Annotated in this window: 17 protein-coding genes; 7 read left to right on the top strand and 10 right to left on the bottom strand. The window is 37.8% G+C overall.

The window, feature by feature from the left end; all coding sequences use genetic code 11:
- Positions 1-214 (top strand): hypothetical protein (locus tag H344_RS21855; RefSeq protein WP_026810238.1); only part of this gene is annotated, 214 nt, incomplete at its 5' end.
- 403 nt (positions 215-617) lie between these two features.
- Here the strand turns inward: H344_RS21855 and H344_RS0110235 are convergent.
- The 3 genes from H344_RS0110235 to H344_RS0110225 form a co-directional block, all read right to left on the bottom strand.
- Positions 618-1,853, bottom strand: coding sequence for a D-alanyl-D-alanine carboxypeptidase (locus tag H344_RS0110235; RefSeq protein WP_205667149.1), 1,236 nt, complete (start codon positions 1,851-1,853; stop codon positions 618-620).
- Positions 1,854-2,004: 151 nt separating this feature from the next.
- Positions 2,005-3,420, bottom strand: a complete 1,416-nt coding sequence (locus H344_RS0110230; protein ID WP_026810236.1) for a SusD/RagB family nutrient-binding outer membrane lipoprotein — start codon at positions 3,418-3,420, stop codon at positions 2,005-2,007.
- A 128-nt stretch (positions 3,421-3,548) separates the two neighbouring features.
- Positions 3,549-6,620 carry a SusC/RagA family TonB-linked outer membrane protein gene (locus H344_RS0110225; protein WP_026810235.1) on the bottom strand — a complete coding sequence of 1,024 codons (3,072 nt, stop codon included), beginning with the start codon at positions 6,618-6,620 and terminating at the stop codon, positions 3,549-3,551.
- Between the two features lie 443 nt (positions 6,621-7,063).
- On the opposite strand from H344_RS0110225, the gene thrS reads away from it, so the two are divergent.
- The 4 genes from thrS to rplT all read left to right on the top strand — a co-directional run bounded on the left by thrS (position 7,064) and on the right by rplT (position 10,331).
- Positions 7,064-9,004, top strand: coding sequence for a threonine--tRNA ligase (gene thrS, locus H344_RS0110220; protein WP_026810234.1), 1,941 nt, complete (start codon positions 7,064-7,066; stop codon positions 9,002-9,004).
- Positions 9,005-9,035: 31 nt separating this feature from the next.
- Positions 9,036-9,590: a translation initiation factor IF-3 gene (gene infC, locus H344_RS0110215; RefSeq protein WP_084148769.1), complete on the top strand. Its 555-nt coding sequence runs from the start codon at positions 9,036-9,038 to the stop codon at positions 9,588-9,590.
- 89 nt (positions 9,591-9,679) lie between these two features.
- On the top strand, positions 9,680-9,877 hold the full coding sequence (rpmI, locus tag H344_RS0110210; RefSeq protein ID WP_026810232.1) for a 50S ribosomal protein L35: 198 nt from the start codon (positions 9,680-9,682) through the stop codon (positions 9,875-9,877).
- A 109-nt stretch (positions 9,878-9,986) separates the two neighbouring features.
- Positions 9,987-10,331, top strand: coding sequence for a 50S ribosomal protein L20 (gene rplT, locus H344_RS0110205; RefSeq protein WP_026810231.1), 345 nt, complete (start codon positions 9,987-9,989; stop codon positions 10,329-10,331).
- Between the two features lie 186 nt (positions 10,332-10,517).
- Here rplT and H344_RS0110200 read toward each other — a convergent pair whose 3' ends face one another.
- Entirely contained in the window at positions 10,518-10,940 is a 423-nt protein-coding gene (locus tag H344_RS0110200) for a secondary thiamine-phosphate synthase enzyme YjbQ (RefSeq protein ID WP_026810230.1), read from the bottom strand.
- 237 nt (positions 10,941-11,177) lie between these two features.
- Here H344_RS0110200 and H344_RS0110195 point away from each other — a divergent pair, with 237 nt between their 5' ends.
- Positions 11,178-11,996 (top strand): HAD family hydrolase, encoded by an 819-nt coding sequence (locus H344_RS0110195; protein WP_026810229.1) that lies wholly within the window; start codon positions 11,178-11,180, stop codon positions 11,994-11,996.
- Between the two features lie 332 nt (positions 11,997-12,328).
- The gene (locus H344_RS0110190; RefSeq protein WP_026810228.1) at positions 12,329-12,757 is read left to right on the top strand and encodes a DUF1801 domain-containing protein; all 429 of its coding nucleotides are present in this window, start codon (positions 12,329-12,331) and stop codon (positions 12,755-12,757) included.
- Positions 12,758-12,913: 156 nt separating this feature from the next.
- Here H344_RS0110190 and H344_RS0110185 read toward each other — a convergent pair whose 3' ends face one another.
- The 6 genes from H344_RS0110185 to tgt form a co-directional block, all read right to left on the bottom strand.
- Entirely contained in the window at positions 12,914-14,101 is a 1,188-nt protein-coding gene (locus H344_RS0110185) for an asparagine synthetase B (RefSeq protein WP_240484969.1), read from the bottom strand.
- A gap of 176 nt (positions 14,102-14,277) precedes the next feature.
- Positions 14,278-15,825 carry a replicative DNA helicase gene (gene dnaB, locus H344_RS0110180; RefSeq protein WP_026810226.1) on the bottom strand — a complete coding sequence of 516 codons (1,548 nt, stop codon included), beginning with the start codon at positions 15,823-15,825 and terminating at the stop codon, positions 14,278-14,280.
- Between the two features lie 156 nt (positions 15,826-15,981).
- Positions 15,982-16,935, bottom strand: a complete 954-nt coding sequence (locus H344_RS0110175) for an acetyl-CoA carboxylase carboxyltransferase subunit alpha (protein ID WP_026810225.1) — start codon at positions 16,933-16,935, stop codon at positions 15,982-15,984.
- 68 nt (positions 16,936-17,003) lie between these two features.
- Positions 17,004-17,894: a DMT family transporter gene (locus H344_RS0110170; protein ID WP_026810224.1), complete on the bottom strand. Its 891-nt coding sequence runs from the start codon at positions 17,892-17,894 to the stop codon at positions 17,004-17,006.
- Positions 17,881-18,963 carry an LptF/LptG family permease gene (locus H344_RS0110165; RefSeq protein WP_026810223.1) on the bottom strand — a complete coding sequence of 361 codons (1,083 nt, stop codon included), beginning with the start codon at positions 18,961-18,963 and terminating at the stop codon, positions 17,881-17,883. Before H344_RS0110165 ends, H344_RS0110170 begins: the two co-directional genes overlap by 14 nt.
- Positions 18,964-20,094, bottom strand: coding sequence for a tRNA guanosine(34) transglycosylase Tgt (gene tgt, locus H344_RS0110160; RefSeq protein WP_026810222.1), 1,131 nt, complete (start codon positions 20,092-20,094; stop codon positions 18,964-18,966).
- Positions 20,095-20,098 lie beyond the last annotated feature (4 nt).

The raw sequence follows: 20,098 nt of genomic DNA, 5'->3' as shown, positions 1-20,098 counted from the left end.
CGCCAGCGGACCTCCACACCATCGTGGTTCTGCGCCAGCAGACCCCACCTACCAGCGAGAGCATATCGTGACTTGTCACGACAGCCACCATACGGCCGCATCGCGGTCGCACCTTACTAACCTATCATCAATTGATGAGGCCGATCCTTCATTAGTAGTAGTAGTAGTAGTAGTAGTAGTAGTAGTAGAGCATCCAAACCCTATCCTCCAATGATGAGGCAGCCACTTTATAAACAGGCAGACACCAACTAAGCGGCATCCACCGAGGTTCCGCGCTAGCGGACCTCCACACCATCGCGGTTCTGCGCTAGCAGACCCCACCCACCAGCGAGAGTGCATCGTGACTTTGTCACGACAGCATCCCGACGGCCGCATCGCGGTTGGACCCAACTAACCCCAGTATCAATTGAAGAGGCCGCTACTATAAAAGAAGATAGTCTCTACCTAATTGGTACTGGCTAAAAAACCTCAACAAGCTGCGTTAGCGATCGCAGTGGCATCCCCGCAGCAACGCAAGGGATATAACGAAGAGCGCGACCTGACGAAGGAAGGGAACGCCCAAATCAAAAATACATCTAACATTCCACCTCTACAATGCATATTGACTTACACAAGTTTTAATACTTCTCATGAATGGGAAATAACACCTTTTGCATTTCCCGCTTTAAGTCATTAGAGCTTATAACGTAGTTATTATGCATAAAGCTAAAATAAAGTACCTTATTACTTTTCGTCAGCAGGTATCCACTTAAACAATGGGTACCGTTTAGCGTACCCGTTTTCGCATAGATATAAGGACTAGGTCCCCCAGAATGATACCAGGATTTAATAGTTCCTGTTTTTCCTCCAGCTGGGAAAAAATCATATATCTTTTCTTCAGGAACTTCTTCCCTAATTTTCTTTAATAGGGCAATAATACTTCTCGGCGTAAATTTATTATAACTAGAAAGTCCTGACCCATCTACCCAGACTGGCTTATCGGGCAAATCATTTAAGTAATTATCAAGAGAATAGTTTATCACTTTCCTTATATTTAAGGTATCGAACAATTGGTCTGAAGCAAGAACCAACAATTGCTCTGCCAGAAAATTATCACTTATAACCATCATCTGCTTAAAAAGCGAATCGGTTTCCACTCCCCTAAGCTTAGCATATGGAAGTCTTTTAGCCAAGCTATAGTCTATTTTTTGCACATCCTTCCCAAGGGTATCTTTCAACATCTCTAAGGTAAGCTGAGAAGAAATCGCATACGGACGATCCGTTTTGAATTTCACAGAGTCCCCTACTATATTATATTCAAAAACATTACTATCCTTTTCCCTATTAATAATATAACTACGGGTGGACAACTCTTTATTTGGTCTTACATTACCCCCAAAGAAGAGCGGCGAATAACTAATATCTTTATCTTCCGCATTTTTAGTAAATCGAACTATATTCCCATACATTGGGAGGGCTGACCTTTGAGGCCCGTAATAATACTTATACCAACTCCATGACCAACCCGATCCATAGGCGGTAACCTCATCAGAATTATCTGCCCAATACAATTTTTTATCGGTGGACTTCAATAACTCCAAAGCACTAACATCATTAAAATCTGGATGAAGAAAAGCCGGATTACCAGTCCCCCAGAATATTAATGAATCGTTTTGCTCCCTGTAGTTTAAGCTATTTACATATTTGTCCAAAATTTTATAAGTAGTATAAAAAGTAAACATCTTTGTATTGGAGGCTGGGGTAAAATACTTATCCTCGTTTTGTGCATACAACACCTTATCCTTTTCTGGGTCGTAAATAACTACACCAGTAAATCCCTGATTAAATACTTCGGATTTCTTAATTGGCTTCATTAGGCGTTTGGTTGCACAACTTGATAATAGAATGCAGAATAAAAGTAAACGGAAAATATTTTTCATACTATAACATTTCAAGCTTTAAAAATAGAAAATCTCCCGCTGTGTGCGGGAGATTTTAAATCATTTTAATTAAACAGTCGTTTTCTTAATTGGCATCCCAAAAAATTCGATCCAACAAGGTAACAGACGGAACATTATTTCCATTTCTACTAATTTCACTATCAGGATAACTTAATCTTCTAATAAATTGTCCTCCAAGGTCCGGGTTAAGGTTAGCTGGCACAGTCATATCTTTATATTGATAGTTGAACCTCCTGGCATCATTCCAAGATTCTCCATGTAAAAATAGAGCCACCCATTTCTCCTTAAAAATATCATCAATAGTAAAAGCTGCCTCTCCCATACTTACAGCAGGACTTGCCAAATAGGCGTCTATCTCTGCTTGTGGGACCTCTAACATTTCCATATGCGCAACAATCCCATCCAAATAGGCCTGATACGCTCTAGCCTTATCAACATCAAATGCCGCTTCGGCCTCAATGAATTTTTGCTCACTATAAGTAGCAATCAACAGTGGAGAAGTAACCGAAGTGTAATATTGCCCTTGAATCAATGTTGACCTAGCTCCCTGCTCCGGAGCATTCCCTCTACCTGCACCATTTGGAGTACCCACATATTCTCCATCATCAGTAGTACCTACCATTAATTTTAATCGCGGATCAACATCGGGATAGGAAGTACCATCCAGGGCTTCAATGAATTGCTCACTGATCCAACCATCCAACAGCAAATTAGCATTATTTCTTGCCGCATTAGACCATGGATTAATAGATTGCTCAAAGAAGGAAACCTGTGCATTGTCTGCATTGCCACTAAAACCATTATCAATAGCCGATAACACTTCATTAGCATTATAATTTGAGGTTGCTTTTTGATGGATCATATATCGTGCCTTTAACATATTACCAAAGGATATCCATTTATCTACATCTCCTTGAAATATAAAATCATCATCTCCCATAGAAACGGTAGTTGCCCCTTGAAGATTCTGAACCCCTTGGTTCAAAAAATCCATAACCTTTGCATAAAGCTCTACATCGGAATCATACTTAGGTGTTACTGTCTCGAACCTAAAACTTTCTGAGAAAGGAATATCTCCAAAAAGATCTACTGCCATTCCTAAATTTAACCCCATTAAAATTTGAGCAGCACCCGTATAGTGATTTGCCCCTAATTCTTCAGACTTATCCATCATTATAGTTAAATCTGTCATTACATTATACAATCTAAACCATGTAGTACCATAACTCACAGGCTCCATTGTATCTCCTGAACTTCCTGGATTTGGGGAAGCCAAGTATTGTACATAATAGGACGTAATATCCCCCACCCTATACTGATTGTACGCAGTTTCATAGGTGCTATTAATCATTAGACCCGATATTGGTGCATCCTCCGGGTTGTTTGGATTTTCATTCACATCCAAGTAAGAATCACAGGAACTTGCAATAAACACAAGGCCAACACCTAGCACTTTTCCTATTCTATTTATTATTTTCATATTGCTGATTTTTATATTTTTTTTAATTCCACACATTTTTCCGTTCTAGAAATTTTAATTGGTTACCCCTTATTAAGAGCATAAATCCCCATATTAATAGAGGTACTCCCAACACCTAGATTGACTCCTTAAAACCCAACATTCAAAGTCATGAAATAGCTTTGGGTTCCAGGAAATCCAAGGCCGGTAAAACCAATAGCGTTTCCACCTGCACCAGCAGAGAAAGACTCCGGATCAAATCCGTCCCACGGACTGTATAGAATAATATTATTTGCCGCTACAGAAATTCGCAAGGAAGAAAATGGCGTACGATCTAAAATCTTATCGTTAAAGTTATAGGCAAGCGAAACACTCCTTAGCTTAATATAACTGGCATCATATACAAAATTCTCACTAATTCCTCTATAGGTATTTCTCCAGAAACCAGCACCATAATCTTTACCATCTGGACTTTCACCTTGGCCTAACCACACTTCTTTTGTATTGGGCGTACCATCTTCCAACACTCCATCAAACACTCTATAGTCGTTTCTGACTGCGGTATACTCATTTTTACCAAAGGCAGAGAGGAAATTGTCAAATTGATTATACTGCTTCAACCCTGCTCTAAAATCCATCATCACATTAAGATCAAAATTCTTATAGCTAAGCTCATTACGCAAGCCGCCTATCCACTTCGGTACCGCATTACCAATAATAAGCTGGTTTAGATTTCTTTTTGGGAAGCCATCCTCTCCAATTATAATAGGCAAGTCGCTTTCTACAAAAATACTGTTAGGATCTCCACCGTATCGCGCATAACTGGTACCGTAAAGATTACCATAGGCTTCGCCTTCTATCAATTTCATGGTAACCCTACTTCCGGCATAACCAGATTGACTCCCCACAACAATCTCATCAATTCCTTCACGAATAGATTTCACTTTGTTATTGTTGATTGATACGTTGGCAGACATCTTCCAATTAAAATCAGGACCCTTCACAACATCTCCTCCAAGTACAAGTTCCAATCCATTATTCTCTATCTCTCCTGCATTGGTAATGTATGAGGAAAAGCCAGTAACATCAGAAACAGGAACTGGTATAATTTGGTCTTCTGCGTTAGACTCGTAATAGGTAATATCCATATTCAATCTATTCTCAAAAAATGCCAATTGAGCACCAAATTCAATAGAAGTAGTCAACTCTGGTTTTAGAGCGGGATCCCCAAATGCATCATTCCTACTAAACCCTACCTGTCCGTTCAACGGATACACACTTGGTGAAACAAAGGTAGCCCCCAAAACATGAGGATTGGTATCCTTACCTACTTGCGCCCATGAGGCCCTTAACTTACCAAACGTAAACCAGTCAGGAGTGGTTAAGTGGTCACTAAAGACATAGCCCAAGTTAAATGAAGGGTAAAAGAAAGAATTATTATCCTTTGGAAGGGTAGAAGACAAATCGTTTCTTCCTGTAATATTCAGGTACAAATAATTCTTATAGTTTACCATTAGATCTCCATAAAAACCAACCAGTCTTCTAATACTACTACCTTGACTTGCAAAAACCTGCTTGGTATTATTTACATTATAAAATCCTGGAATAACAAAATCTTCTCCACGAAGTGTAGTTCTATCATATTTTCTTTCAAAAATATCATTACCTAATCTAAGGGTAGTATCCCAATCATCACTGAATTTTTTACTTAGTGTAATATAAAAGTTAGAAGTGATATCCATACTATTTATCCTAGTCTCTTCTAAATATCCAGTAGAACTCAATGCTTGCTCTCCATCTATTCCTTTTGGACCCGGGGTAACCTCGGTTCTGGAATCGCTAAAAAAGTCGGCACCTACTCGATATGAAAGCATCAACCAATCTGTTGGAGAATAATTTAAATTTAAGTTCCCGATCATCCTATTCACATCATCCTTATAAGTACTAAAACGAGCATCGTATACAGGGTTGGTATTACCATATGTCTTCATGGTACCGTCCGGATTAATATAATCCCTTACATCTGTAGTCTCAGACCAATACATCATTCGCTCCATATAGCGATCATGCGGCACCCTATTTCCTCCAGAATTAGAATAATTTACAGAAGCACTAAAATTAAATTTCTCACTCATGGTTACACTTCCAGAAAGTTTAGCAGTAGTTCTACCCCAAGTACTGAAAGGAATTATTCCTTCTTGATCAAAATTTCCAAAAGACCCATAGAAAGTAGCCTTATCACCCCCACCGGAAATACTTAGACTATTGTCCGTTTGCATCCCAGTATCAAAGGCGCGATTCCAGTTATCTTGATATTTATGCCCTGGCACTGTTTTAGCTACCTCTGAAATTGGCGCCCCCCAACTTGGCCAGAAACTAGTAGGATCATACTCCCCACTAAACCCTTGTCCGAATTGATCTTGTAATTTTGGTAGGCGGTTTAAATCCTCAAAGCCAATGGAAGAGTTTAGGTTTACTCTAATCTGTCCCTTCTTTCCTTTTTTAGTAGTAATAATCACTGCACCGTTTGCAGCACGCACTCCATAAAGAGCAGTTGCAGCAGCCCCTTTTAGAATTGACATAGATTCCACATCGGCGGGGTTAATGTCGGCTGCTCTATTGGTAAGTCCACGAGGAGTACCACTAGACTCTACTGTAGAGTTATCTATAGGAACTCCGTCTACCACAAATAGTGGTTGATTATCTGCTTGTGGGTCTAAAGAGTTTATCCCTCTTATTACAATTCGCGCACTCTGACCAGGAGCCCCACCGGAATTAGTAATCTGTACCCCCGCAACTTGTCCTTGCAAGGCACTCACTAAGTTTGTTTGTTTAGAGCTGGTTATTGCCTCTGCATCAATACTCTGAGCGGCATAACCTAACGCTTTCTTTTCTTGAGATATCCCAAAGGCGGTTACAATTACTTCACCCAACTGCTCAGAGTCTTCCTCCATGGTAACGTTAATTACTTTAGCAGACCCTACGGTTATACTTTGACTCTTCATTCCCAGGAAGGAAAATCTAAGCACGTCGCCCGAGCTAGCAGCAATCGCATAATTACCATCGAAATCTGTTGTTGTCCCTGTTATTGTCCCCTCAACAAGAATAGTCACCCCGGGTAATGGGGTCCCTGAATTGTCAGTTACCACCCCAGCAACATCTTGACTGTAGGATTTAAAGAGAAACAAAAGAAAAGTACATACTAAAAAGGTATTCTTCATGAGTTTTAATTTAGTTGATTAAAAATCAAAAATTATAAAATTTAATTACACAATCAAACAAAAAGCTAAACAAATGTTAAATAAGGAACAAACTGTTATATTTGATAGTTTTTTTTCATAAATATTATGGATTTGAAATGAATTTCACACTCTTAAAAAACATTTATCAAAATTAGCCTCTAAATCATTGCGCATAAAAAGTCGCAATAGCCCCTCTAAAATTTGTCACATCACTCTATGAATATCCTCTCTAAATATTTAAAAACCAATGTTTCTTAAAGTAATCTCGGCCTATTTTTGCTTTAAATTGATAATACCTTCAAATTTTTCGCATCACCTTCCCAACAATTATGGAGAAACTACGTAAAATAGAAATTCATTTCAGTACAACTTTGCCCAACTAAACGCTTTACAATATCTTTGCAGGTGTTAAAAAGAATCCTATGATCAAAATTACTTTACCGGACGGAAGTGTTAGGGAATATGCAGAAGGAACCACTCCATTGGATGTGGCCAAAAGCATAAGTCAAGGTTTAGCAAGAAATATTATTTCTGCAAAATTCAATGGTGTAACAGTTGAGACCGTTACCCCCTTAAATGAAGATGGCTCTCTAGTTCTTTTTAGCTGGAATGATAAGGAGGGAAAGACTGCCTTTTGGCATTCCACTTCCCATGTGGTTGCACAGGCCTTAGAAGAACTCTATCCTGGAATAAAACTTACCATTGGTCCTGCGATTGAAAATGGGTTTTATTACGATGTGGACTTCGGTGATAAAACCATATCCGAAAAAGATTTTCCCGCTATAGAAAAGAAAGCCATTGAAATTGCTAGAGGAAAGCACGATTTTAAAATGCGTTCTGTTAGCAAGGAAGATGCCTTAAACCTCTACCGTTCTCAAGGGAACCAATATAAGGTAGAGTTAATTGACAACTTAGAAGACGGGACCATTAGCTTTTGCGACCATAATACCTTTACCGACCTTTGCCGTGGAGGACATATTCCTAATACCGGGATAATAAAGGCAATAAAAATATTAAGTGTAGCAGGAGCTTATTGGAGAGGAGATGAAAACAACCCCCAATTAACTAGGGTATATGGAATTTCTTTTCCTAAACAGAAAGAGCTTACCGAATATTTGGAACTGTTAGAAGAAGCAAAAAAACGCGACCATAGAAAGTTAGGAAAGGAATTAGAATTGTTTACCTTCTCACAAAAGGTAGGGCAAGGTCTTCCCCTATGGCTACCAAAAGGAGCTGCTTTAAGAGATAGATTAGAGCAATTTTTGAAGAAGGCACAAAAGAAAGCAGGATATCAAATGGTGGTAACTCCACACGTGGGTCAAAAGGAGCTATATGTTACCTCTGGACATTATGCCAAATATGGAGAGGATAGCTTTCAACCGATAAAAACACCTAAGGCGGATGAGGAGTTTTTATTAAAACCAATGAACTGTCCACACCATTGTGAAATTTACAATACCAAACCGTTTAGCTACAAAGATCTTCCTGTTCGTTATGCTGAATTTGGTACTGTATACCGCTATGAGCAAAGTGGTGAGCTTCATGGTTTAACCAGAGTACGTGGATTTACTCAAGATGATGCACATATTTTCTGCACCCCGGATCAATTGGCGGATGAGTTTAAAAAAGTAATTGATCTTACCTTATATGTATTAGGATCTTTAGGTTTTGAAAAGTTTACCGCGCAGGTTTCTGTTAGGGATCTAGAAAAACCAGAAAAATATATCGGTTCTGTTGAAAACTGGGAAAAAGCAGAAAATGCTATTATAAATGCCGCAAAGGATAAAGGGCTAGATTATGTCATAGAAAGTGGAGAAGCTGCTTTTTACGGACCTAAATTAGACTTTATGATTAAGGATGCTTTGGGTAGAAATTGGCAATTGGGTACTATACAGGTAGATTACAACCTACCCGAAAGATTTGACCTTACCTATAAGGGAAGCGACAACGAGTTACATAGGCCAGTAATGATTCACCGAGCTCCTTTTGGAAGCATGGAACGATTTATAGCATTATTACTGGAACATACTGGAGGAAATTTCCCACTTTGGCTCATGCCAGAACAGGCGATTATACTCCCTGTAAGTGAAAAACATGAAATATATGCCGAAAAAGTTTTAAATTCCTTGGAAAATAACGACATTCGCGCCCTCATTGATAATAGAAATGAGACAGTTGGCAAAAAAATACGGGAGGCAGAGATGAATAAAATCCCATTTATGTTAATTGTTGGTGAGAATGAAGAGAACGAAGAAACCATTTCCGTTAGAAGACATGGAGGTGAGGATCTCGGTTCCATCACCATAAAAGCTTTTTCTGACTTGGTAACTAATGAAATAAATAGTACCTTAAAGTCGTTTTAAAAAAAATAAGTTTAATTAAAAAAGTAGAGCCATAGCAATAAGAAAACGTTTTAGACCACAACCTAGAAGGGAGAATAAAAATCCCCACAACATCAATGAAAAGATTTTATCGCCCAAAGTAAGGTTGGTTGGCGACAATGTAGAGGTAGGAGTGTATAACACAAGGGAAGCCCTTGCCCAAGCCAAAGAAATGGAATTGGACTTGGTAGAGATATCCCCTAAGGCAGATCCACCAGTTTGCAAAATAATTGATTACAAGAAATTTCTATACGAACAAAAGAAGCGCGAAAAGGCTATGAAGTCTAAAGCGACGAAGGTTATCGTAAAAGAAATTAGATTTGGTCCGCAAACGGATGATCACGACTACGAGTTTAAAAAGAAACACGCAGAGAAATTCCTTAAAGATGGTGCTAAACTAAAAGCATATGTATTCTTTAAGGGAAGATCTATTGTTTATAAGGATCAGGGTGAAATACTCTTGCTTAGATTAGCTTCCGAATTGGAAGACCTAGGTAAGGTAGAGCAGATGCCGAGATTAGAAGGAAAAAGAATGACAATGTTCATTGCTCCCAAAACTAAAAAGTAAATCACTTTTTACTGGGAATACAAGAAAAAAGTAACCGGAATATTCCGGTTTAAAGATAGTAAGCGAGATAAATAATAAATAGGAAGCAAATGCCTAAACAGAAAACAAAATCTAGTGCCAAAAAGCGTTTTAAGCTTACTGGTACTGGCAAGATTAAAAGAAAGCATGCCTTTAAAAGCCATATTCTTACGAAGAAGTCTAAGAAGCGCAAGCTAGCGTTAACCCACTCTGCATTAGTGCATCAGTCGGACGTTAACAGTATTAAAGAACAATTACGTTTAAAGTAATCGTTCAGTCGGTAAATTATTAACCCTGGAGTTAGGCTGTAACATAGCATTAAGCTACAAGCAAACAAGTGTCGCATATAGACCGCCTACTACAAAAACAATTTAAATTATGCCAAGATCAGTAAATTCAGTTGCTTCAAGAGCTAGAAGAAAAAAAGTAATGAAGCAAGCCAAAGGTTACTTTGGAAGACGTAAAAACGTTTGGACAGTAGCCAAAAATGCGGTTGAAAAAGCAATGTTATATGCTTATAGAGACCGTAGAAATAAGAAAAGAACTTTCCGTTCTTTATGGATTACCCGTATTAATGCAGGTGCCAGAATGCACGGAATGTCTTATTCTCAGTTTATGGGTAAGTTAAAAGCCAACAACATTGAGTTAAACCGTAAGGTTTTAGCCGATTTGGCGATGAACCACCCAGAAGCTTTTAAGGCTATCGTAAACAAAGTAAAATAAATTAAATAACATATCTATCTCGCTTATAAAATCCCGTTCCTTTTGGAGCGGGATTTTTTTACCCATATTTGAACCTAAACTTGAAAAACAATAAAACTTATTTCAAAAAAGCCATCTAGCAATCTATTACACCAAGTAGCTTTATTATTGTAGTTCGTTCTTAGTTCTGTAGAATTTTTAATTCTTTTACACTCCAAAACAACTCACCACCAATTCTCGCCCTCTTGCATAATCCCTATGCTCACATAAATAAATTCCCTGCCATATACCTAAATTAAGTCGCCCGTTCGTAATTGGTATTTGTACTGAAGCCCCCATTAAGGACGATTTTATATGTGCAGGCATATCATCTGCCCCTTCATAAGTATGAATATAATAGGGAGCATTTTCCGGAACCATTACATTAATATGACTTTCAAAATCTGTTCTTACGGTAGGATCTGCATTTTCATTAATGGTTAAACTAGCAGAAGTATGTTTTATAAAAACCTGCAACATTCCTTTGTTGATCCGTCTTATCTCTGGCACATTGGTCAATATGGTATCAGTAATAATATGAAACCCTCTTTTATAAGGCGGTAAGTCCATTTCCTTTTGATAAAAATGCATACGAACAGTTTAAACGTTACCGCTAATTTCGGAATTATTATGAAACTAATTTCTGCTTTTAACTATAAAGACCATATTCACCTCGTGCCACAACCAAACAAGCAAATCTAAATCACAAAGTAATAAAATTAGTCCCTAGGTTATGTAAACTATGATCCTCACTCAAATGTGAAACTTTTAACAACTATGCTGTCAATAAAGATATATCCAATACCTTTGTTGGTTAAATACAAATGAATGGATTTTTCAAAAGTAAAAATGGTGGTAACGGATATGGATGGAACCTTATTAAATTCCAAACATGAGGTAAGCCCCGAATTCTTTACCCTATTTCAAAAATTAAAAGAACAGAATATAAAATTTGTAGCCGCTAGTGGTCGCCAATATTTAAGCATAGTAGAGAAACTAGACGCTATTAAGGACGATATTATTGTGGTGGCAGAGAACGGCGCCTATATACGTAAACGAGATAAGGAGATGCTCTCCACCCCCTTAGAAAATGGCACTATTTCCGAGGTGATGGATATTTTAAAAGATACTCCCAACGTACACGTTGTATTATGTGGAAAAGAGAGTGCATATATAAAAGGGGATTCAGAAATATTTAAAAACAAACTAAAGGAATACTATTCCGAATTTAGCATTATAGAAGACCTATCTACTTTTAACGGAGAAATCTTAAAGATTGCCCTTTTTCATTTTGAAAGCTCGGAAGATCATATTTACCCTCTAGTAAAACATTTAGAAAGTAAAATGAAAGTAAAGATCTCCGGGGAGAATTGGCTAGATATTTCTAGTATGAATGCTAATAAGGGGTATGCCTTGGAGCAATTACAACAGAAGTATAACATAAGCAAGCAAGAGACGATGGTGTTTGGCGATTATAACAATGACCTAGAAATGCTAACTAAGGGACACTTTAGTTTTGCCATGGAAAATGCACATCCAGACGTTATAGAAATTGCAAACTTCAGAACCAGCAGTAACGACGATAATGGAGTAGAACGCATTTTAGAACAACTTGTATTAAGTAAAACTAAAAGTAACACCTACTAAATAAGACTTTTACATTCTTTTTTAGTGGATCCTATAACACTTCAACGCTAAAATCTCCAAAGGTTTCACTTTGGAGATTTTTTGTTCATAATTTACTCGCAACCGAGCAGAATTCAGCTTGTAATTTTATTATTAGCACATCCGATTCCAATTTATACCGGTATTTTTAGATTAGGACTCTAAAATTTTATTACTTTAATACCAACTAAAATCAATTATAGTTCTATTCATTTAGGAGTAGGTCTTTTTTGGTATAGTTGCCCCACATCAACTAGCTATAGAAATAACTCTTAACAGTATACAGCGCTACTCTAAATTTCTAACCTACCATAATGAAAAACGTAAAATTAAAGACAAATCCGGAGGTAGCGTTAATATTCAACAACTACCCAAATACCGTATCCCAAAAGTTATTGTATTTAAGGACGTTAATACTAGAAGTTGCTAATGACAATAATGAAATAACAGATTTGGAGGAAACCACTAGATGGGGAGAGCCTAGTTATCTTACCAAAAATGGAAGCACTATACGTTTGGATTGGAAAATTAAACACCCACATCAATATGCCATTTATTTTAATTGCTCCAGTAGATTGGTGCCCACCTTCAAAGCAGTTTTTAAAGAGGTATTTACTTTTGAAGGAAATAGGGCCATAACTTTTAAGATGCAGGACACCATTCCTATTGAAGAATTAAAAATGTGTATTAGCACGGCTCTAACCTACCATAAAATAAAAACATTGCCTTTATTAGGGCTGTAACAGTTAGTTTATTACAGTTATTGATTGAAGTAAAATTATCTTAATCCACCTTTCAAAAGCAAGGTATAATATGCCTCCTCAATACAAATACTTCTTGGTACTTGTATTGGAATTAATCACAATTCTCACCCCAACTTCATCTATAAGAGCTACTTTTTAGGTCTTCTGATTTTTTTTCTTTGCCGCTGGGAACAATACATTGTTTAAGATGAGTCGATATCCCGGAGAACTAGGGTGCAATTCTAGCTCTGTTTTTGGGTCACCTACCCTATGCTGATAATCTTCAGGATCGTGCCCCCCATAAAAGGTAAAGAAGCCTTTACCTTTAACTCCGTGTATATAACGCGCTTCACCATTAATTTTATTTTCTCCTAACACCAATACCGTTGGTTTTATCTCTTCCCTAGTAAATGCAGTTGTTTGCCCCATAAATCCCTTAACCAGCGCGGTATGATTTTGGCATAGCATTGTAGGGACTGGGTCCCATTTTGCTGAAAAATCCATCAAAGAGAAATAATCTGATTCTTTCGAAATTTCACCTCTTTTACGAGTAGTATCAATAGAACTAAACTCGTACACCAAAGGATTTCTTTCCAAAATAAAATTAGTAAAGGCAAAGGTATTATCGTAATTCAATTTAGATTGGTAGTTAGCATCCGATGGATCTCCATCAAACATAGGCTCACATATATCTACGCCTTCTGCTGCCAACGCAATGTCGAAACTATCAGTAGCGGAGCACATGGCAAACATAAAACCACCCCCTATCACATAGTTCTTAATTTTCTGGGCTACAGCACTCTTCTGCTCTGAAACCTTATTAAAACCAAGTTTCTGAGCCATTGCTTCTGCATTTTGCTTCCCTTCAATATACCATGGAGCTGTTCTATAAGCTCCATAAAACCTTCCATATTGTCCGGTAAAATCTTCATGATGCAGGTGCAGCCAGTCATATAGCACCAATTGATCTTCTAGCACCTCTTCATCATATACTTTTTCATAAGGTATTTCCGCATAGGAAAGGACCATGGTTACAGCATCATCCCAAGGGGGGTTGTCTTTAGGTGTATACACTGCAATTTTAGGAGCTTTTTCTAATATCACCGATTCTTGATTTTGCGATGGACTACTTATTCCGTCTAAAATCTCTTGGGTTTGCCCATCGGATAAAATTTCAAAAGAGACCCCTCTAATCTGACATTCTCTACGGATATTTTCTCCGTCTGGCAGTAAAAATGAGCCTCCTCTATAATTTAATAACCATTGTACTTTTTGCTGTTTGGTAAGCACCCAATAGGTAATACCATAAGCCTTTAGGTGATTTTTTTGTCCTTCTGCATCCATAGGAATCAAAATAGAGGACGCATAAAGGGAGCTACCACACAAGAAACAGAGAATATAAAAAAAAAGGCCTCCAAAAAATTTCGGGGGCCAAATATTATTTTTCATTAAATATATTTTTATAATTTCCACTCCTAATAAAAAGAGGAGGTAATAGTAACTATCTTGTCACGATATCCTTAAAAAGGCACATCATTATCATCGGGCATATGGTCATTATTCATTGCGCTACCAAAAGCCTCACTAGCATCTGGCAACCCTTTAGTAATAAATGGATTATCATCATCTGCATTCATTTTGGACTGGAATTCGAAGGGGGAATCAAAATCATCCAAGTTATCGAACTTACCTAAATGCCCAAGGAATTTCAATCGAATATTCTCCAAGCCACCGTTTCTGTGTTTTGCCACAATAAACTCCCCTTGTCCAGCGGTCGGGGAACGTTCTTCATCATCCCATTCATCAATCTTATAATATTCCGGTCTATAGATAAAGGAAACGATATCTGCATCTTGCTCAATAGCTCCTGACTCCCTCAAATCCGATAGCACAGGACGCTTACTTCCTCCCCTAGTTTCCACGGCACGTGATAACTGTGATAGGGCTATTACTGGAACATTCAATTCTTTAGCCAAGGCTTTCAAGTTACGAGAAATGGTAGAGATTTCCTGTTCACGGTTACCCCCTTTTTGGGTTCCCCCAGCGGTCATCAACTGAAGATAATCTATCATAATCATCTTTATATTGTGCTGAGAAGCGAGTCGCCTTGCCTTTGCCCTAAGGTCAAAAATAGAAAGCGAAGGGGTATCGTCTATAAACAATGGAGCGGACTCCAAGGCTTTAACTTTTACATTCAACTGTTCCCACTCGTGTTTTTCCAATTTACCTGTTCTTAATTTCTCCGAAGACAGTCCTGTTTCCGAAGATATTAACCTTGTAATCAACTGAACAGATGACATCTCCAAGGAAAAGAAAGCTACACCTATATTAGAGTTAACAGCAACGTTTCTTGCCATAGATAGCGTTAGTGCCGTTTTACCCATACCTGGACGCGCTGCAACAATAATTAAATCACTTGGTTGCCACCCAGAGGTTAACTTATCTAACTTATCAAATCCGGAGGGAATTCCACTTAGTCCTTCCTTTCCGGCAATTTCCTCAATTCTTTTCTTTGCTTGGATTACCAAGTTCTGAGCAGTTTCTGCTGAACGTTTTAAGTTTCCTTGGGTAACATCATATAATTTTGACTCTGCTGCATCCAAGAGATCAAATACATCAGTAGAATCATCATAGGCCTCCTCGATAATCTCATTAGAGATTTTAATAAGACTTCTTTGTATATATTTTTGGAGAATAATTCGCGCATGAAATTCGATATGCGCCGAAGAAGCCACCTTTTGAGTAAGTTTTATAAGGTAAAAATCACCTCCAGCTTTTTCTAAAAGACCATCCTTCTTCAATTGAGAAGAAACGGTTAATAAATCTACAGGTTCGGAATTTTCAAACAGTTTAAAGATAGCTTCATAAATATATTTATGAGCTTCCTTATAAAAAACATCTGGATGTAGGATATCTATTACTTCATCTACACCTTTTTTATCAATCATCATCGCACCAATAACAACCTCCTCTAAATCAACAGCTTGAGGTGGAACTTTTCCTTTCTCGAGGCTAATAATGGTAGATTTATCTATCCGATGACCAATAACTGGGTTCGTTTTTTCCATGAGCACTAAATTAACAAATAAGAATTAAATGGGAGGTTAGGGATATCAACAGTTCATTAACAATCCCCGTGTTGATAAGTTACGAAAATTGTTCATAAGCAAAAAAAAACTGGAGAAATACTACTCCAGTTTTTTTCCGCCTGATAAAATGGGATGTTATCCATTAAAAACCCCCATGTTAGCATATTTATCCATTCGGTTATTTACTAAATCTTTTGGTGATAACTTTTTCAACTCTTCATAATGGGTCGAAATTTTATTTTTCACGATTTCGAAAGTTTTGTCACGGTTAGCATGTGCACCACCTACAGGTTCCTTCACAATCTCATCAATCAATTTCATCTTTTTCATATCGGTCGCCGTAAGTTTAAGCGCCTCTGCAGCTTGCTCTTTGTATTCCCAGCTTCTCCAAAGTATAGAAGAACAAGATTCTGGGGAAATTACCGAGTACCAAGTATTCTCTAACATTAACACCCTATCACCTACACCAATTCCTAAGGCACCACCAGAAGCACCTTCTCCTATTATTATAACGATAATAGGCACCTTTAATCGGGTCATTTCCAAGATATTTCTTGCAATAGCTTCACCTTGCCCTCTTTCCTCAGCTTCAATACCAGGATAGGCACCTGGAGTGTCTATTAAACATACTACAGGAACACCAAATTTTTCTGCAGACTTCATTAGTCTCAAAGCTTTTCTATAGCCCTCTGGGTTAGCCATACCAAAATTACGATACTGTCTAGTTTTGGTATTATATCCTTTTTGTTGTCCAATAAACATATAAGACTGATCGCCTATTTTACCGAGGCCACCAATCATAGCCTTATCATCCTTTACATTACGATCTCCATGAAGCTCCAAAAAGGTATCTCCACAAATAGCATTAATATAATCTAAAGTATACGGTCTATTAGGATGCCTAGACAGTTGTACACGTTGCCAAGCAGTAAGGTTCTTATAAATATCCTTGCGGGTATCCGCTAATTTTTTCTCTATCTGCTTGCAGGTTTCCGAAACATCAACATCACTCTCCTCTCCAATTATCATGCACTTATCCAGCTGCTCTTCTAGCTCTTTAATGGGAAGTTCAAAATCTAAATACTCCATAGGTCTACAGGTTTTGTTCTTTTCAATATCAGTAGGCAAATATAAAACTTTAAAGGGAAGCCACCCCCTTAGACTATTTTTTTTAATTTCTTTCTATTCTTTAATATTCCATTGGCCATTACTGTAGTAAGTATAATAATACCTCCTATATAGAAGCCTGGATTCATTTTCTCACTGTCTCCAAAGATCAGAAATGCTAGAATAATCCCATACACCGGCTCTAAATTAGTGGTTAACATCACCGTATAAGGACTTATAAACTTCATCACTTTTACTGAAGCAATAAAGGCATAAGCAGTACAAACAGAGGCTAGTAAAAACAAGTAACCCCAATCTGTGGTTGTTAAAGTAAAAAATTCTTCATTATACCTTCCTCTAAAGGAGAGATAGATAGTGAGCAATAATACACCACTTCCCAATTCGTAAAGCGAAATTATGGAGGGTTTATATTCCTGAGCAAGTTTACCGTTAATCAAGGAAAATACGGCGGACAGAAATGCAGAAACTAGCGCCAATACAATTCCATAAACGTAATTCCCCTGTACATTAAACATTACATAGAGCCCTAAAATTACTGCTAAACCAAATACCACCTCGTACCCTATCATTTTACGGCCATACCAAATGGGTTCCATCAAGGCAGTAAAAAATGCCCCCGTCGACATGATTGCTAGAGCTACGGAAACATTGGACACCTTTATCGCCATAAAAAATGTTACCCAATGCAAGGCAATTACTATCCCCGCCACTATCAGCATCACTAAGGTCCTTGGCGGTACTCTTAAAGAGAACTTCCGAAATTTAACATATACAAATATTAAAAGGAAAGCAATGCCCATCCTATACCAGACCAGAGGGAGAGCGTCTATAGTAATAAGCTTCCCCAAGACTGCTGTAAAGCCCCAAATAAAAACAATGAAATGTAAATGGAGGTAATTTCTTAGTTTAGCGCTTAGCATTTTGTAACAGGTAAAAGCCAATAATACCAAACAATACATTAGGGATAACAACCGCTAATAGGGGTGAAAAGCCCGACTGTTCTGCTAGGGTTCCAAAAACCTTATCAAAAAAGATATAGATAAAAGCTACCCCTATACCAAACGCTAGGTTAACCCCCATTCCACCACGTCGTTTTACAGAAGATACTGCAACGGCAATAATGGTAAGAATATAGGCTGCAAGAGGTAGAGCCCATCGCTTATATTTCACCAACACATAACTATTTATATTGGACGCCCCTTTTCGTTTTTGATCTTCAATAAACTTATTGAGTTCAAACATGTTTTTTGTCTCAGCAATATAAGACACAGGAGTTAGGTCGTCTATCTTAAAATTAAAGATAGTATCTAATCTTTTTTTGGTCTCTATCTGCTCTATTCCGTTTACCAATCTCCTCTTGGTATAGGAGGTAAGTCTATAGACGCTATCACTCTCCACCCATCTAATATTGGCAGCAGACATTTTAAAATTTAGGGTATTATCCTCATTAAAACGCTCCATAGAGAAATTATAACCAATTTGTCGAGCTGGATCAAAGCGACTCACATAGATGAAGTCGGTTTCATTTAATTGATTAAAGATATTGGTGGTAACCCTATCTTGCTTTCCTCTTTTCAGGTATTTAAATTTAAATTCATTGTAGCCAACACTTGCAGGAGGGACAATAAACATATTCATAAGGAACATGATTATTGCAATAATGGTAGCCCCTATCATATAAGGTCTCAAAAATCGACCATAAGACACTCCAGAGCTTAAAATAGCCACTATCTCGGTATTATTAGCTAATATAGAAGTAAAGAAGATAACCGATAGGAAAAGAAAAATGGGAAACAATATATTCCCTATTACCAGAGTAAAGTTCCAATAATAAACAACAATTTCTGCTAGGGGAACCTCATTATCTATCATTTTCCCAATTTGCTCAGCCAAATTTGCCATAATGCCTATAGGCACAAAGAGCATCAGCATCACAAAGAAGGTTGCCAGATAGCGTTTTAATATGTATTTATCTATTATGGTAAGCACCTATAATCTTTTATCCATTTGTTTTACCATCATGGTTTTCCACTCGTAAAAATCTCCCGCTAAAATATGCTTTCTTGCCTCTCTAACCAACCACATATAGAAACCTAGGTTATGAATGGTAGCAATTTGCTTCCCTAAATATTCGTTTGCAGCAAAAAGATGTCTTAGATAGGCTTTGGAGTACTCTCTATCTACAAAAGTGGTCCCCATTTCGTCTAAGGGAGAAAAATCGTCTTCCCACTTTTTATTTTTTATATTGATAGTCCCATGAGCGGTAAACAGCATACCGTTTCTTGCATTTCTTGTAGGCATCACACAGTCGAACATATCTACTCCCAAGGCAATATTTTCCAAAATATTGATAGGTGTCCCTACGCCCATTAGGTATCTTGGTTTATCCTCCGGTAAAATATCACAAACCACCTCTGTCATCGCGTACATTTCCTCTGCAGGCTCCCCTACTGAAAGTCCGCCTATTGCATTACCTTCTGCACCTACGCCGGCAATATATTCAGCAGATTGTATCCTAAGGTCTTTATAGGTAGATCCTTGTACAATAGGAAAGAACGTTTGCGCATAATCATAGGCAAATGGGGTTTTCTCCAAATGGCTTACACAACGGTCTAACCATCTATGCGTTCTATGCATAGATCTTTTGGCATAATTATAATCGCAGGGATAAGGTGTACATTCATCAAAGGCCATAATAATATCGGCCCCGATTACTCTTTGGATTTCCATTACATTTTCTGGAGTAAAAACGTGGTAAGACCCATCTATATGAGACTTAAACTTCACCCCTTCTTCTTTAATCTTTCTACTTCCGGAAAGGGAATACACTTGGAATCCTCCACTATCGGTTAAAATATTTCGGTCCCACCCCATAAATTTATGGAGTCCGCCTGCCTTTTTTAAAATTTCCGTTTTAGGCCTAAGGTATAAATGGTAGGTATTCCCCAGAATAATATCTGGATTAACCTCCTCTTTAAGTTCCTTCTGGTGCACCCCTTTTACCGATGCCACGGTACCTACGGGCATAAATATGGGAGTTTGTATTTTTCCGTGATCTGTTACTAGTTCTGCGGCCCTGGCCTTAGTTCTACTGTCTGAATGTTGTAAAGTAAATTTCAAAAAA

Origin of the sequence: Arenibacter latericius DSM 15913, from assembly GCF_000424985.1 — a bacterium.
Classification (GTDB): domain Bacteria; phylum Bacteroidota; class Bacteroidia; order Flavobacteriales; family Flavobacteriaceae; genus Arenibacter; species Arenibacter latericius.
Note: the sequence above shows the minus strand (reverse complement) of the source record. Positions and strands in the feature narration are given on the sequence as shown.

What these genes read in the sequence shown, in the direction of transcription:
- H344_RS0110235 (WP_205667149.1), bottom strand. Translation starts at nt 1,853, where the DNA reads ATGAAGCCAATTAAGAAATCCGAAGTATTTAATCAGGGATTTACTGGT.
- H344_RS0110230 (WP_026810236.1), bottom strand. Translation starts at nt 3,420, where the DNA reads ATGAAAATAATAAATAGAATAGGAAAAGTGCTAGGTGTTGGCCTTGTG.
- H344_RS0110225 (WP_026810235.1), bottom strand. Translation starts at nt 6,620, where the DNA reads ATGAAGAATACCTTTTTAGTATGTACTTTTCTTTTGTTTCTCTTTAAA.
- thrS (WP_026810234.1), top strand. Translation starts at nt 7,064, where the DNA reads ATGATCAAAATTACTTTACCGGACGGAAGTGTTAGGGAATATGCAGAA.
- rpmI (WP_026810232.1), top strand. Translation starts at nt 9,680, where the DNA reads ATGCCTAAACAGAAAACAAAATCTAGTGCCAAAAAGCGTTTTAAGCTT.
- rplT (WP_026810231.1), top strand. Translation starts at nt 9,987, where the DNA reads ATGCCAAGATCAGTAAATTCAGTTGCTTCAAGAGCTAGAAGAAAAAAA.
- H344_RS0110200 (WP_026810230.1), bottom strand. Translation starts at nt 10,940, where the DNA reads ATGCATTTTTATCAAAAGGAAATGGACTTACCGCCTTATAAAAGAGGG.
- H344_RS0110195 (WP_026810229.1), top strand. Translation starts at nt 11,178, where the DNA reads ATGGATTTTTCAAAAGTAAAAATGGTGGTAACGGATATGGATGGAACC.
- H344_RS0110190 (WP_026810228.1), top strand. Translation starts at nt 12,329, where the DNA reads ATGAAAAACGTAAAATTAAAGACAAATCCGGAGGTAGCGTTAATATTC.
- H344_RS0110185 (WP_240484969.1), bottom strand. Translation starts at nt 14,101, where the DNA reads ATGGATGCAGAAGGACAAAAAAATCACCTAAAGGCTTATGGTATTACC.
- dnaB (WP_026810226.1), bottom strand. Translation starts at nt 15,825, where the DNA reads ATGGAAAAAACGAACCCAGTTATTGGTCATCGGATAGATAAATCTACC.
- H344_RS0110175 (WP_026810225.1), bottom strand. Translation starts at nt 16,935, where the DNA reads ATGGAGTATTTAGATTTTGAACTTCCCATTAAAGAGCTAGAAGAGCAG.
- H344_RS0110170 (WP_026810224.1), bottom strand. Translation starts at nt 17,894, where the DNA reads ATGCTAAGCGCTAAACTAAGAAATTACCTCCATTTACATTTCATTGTT.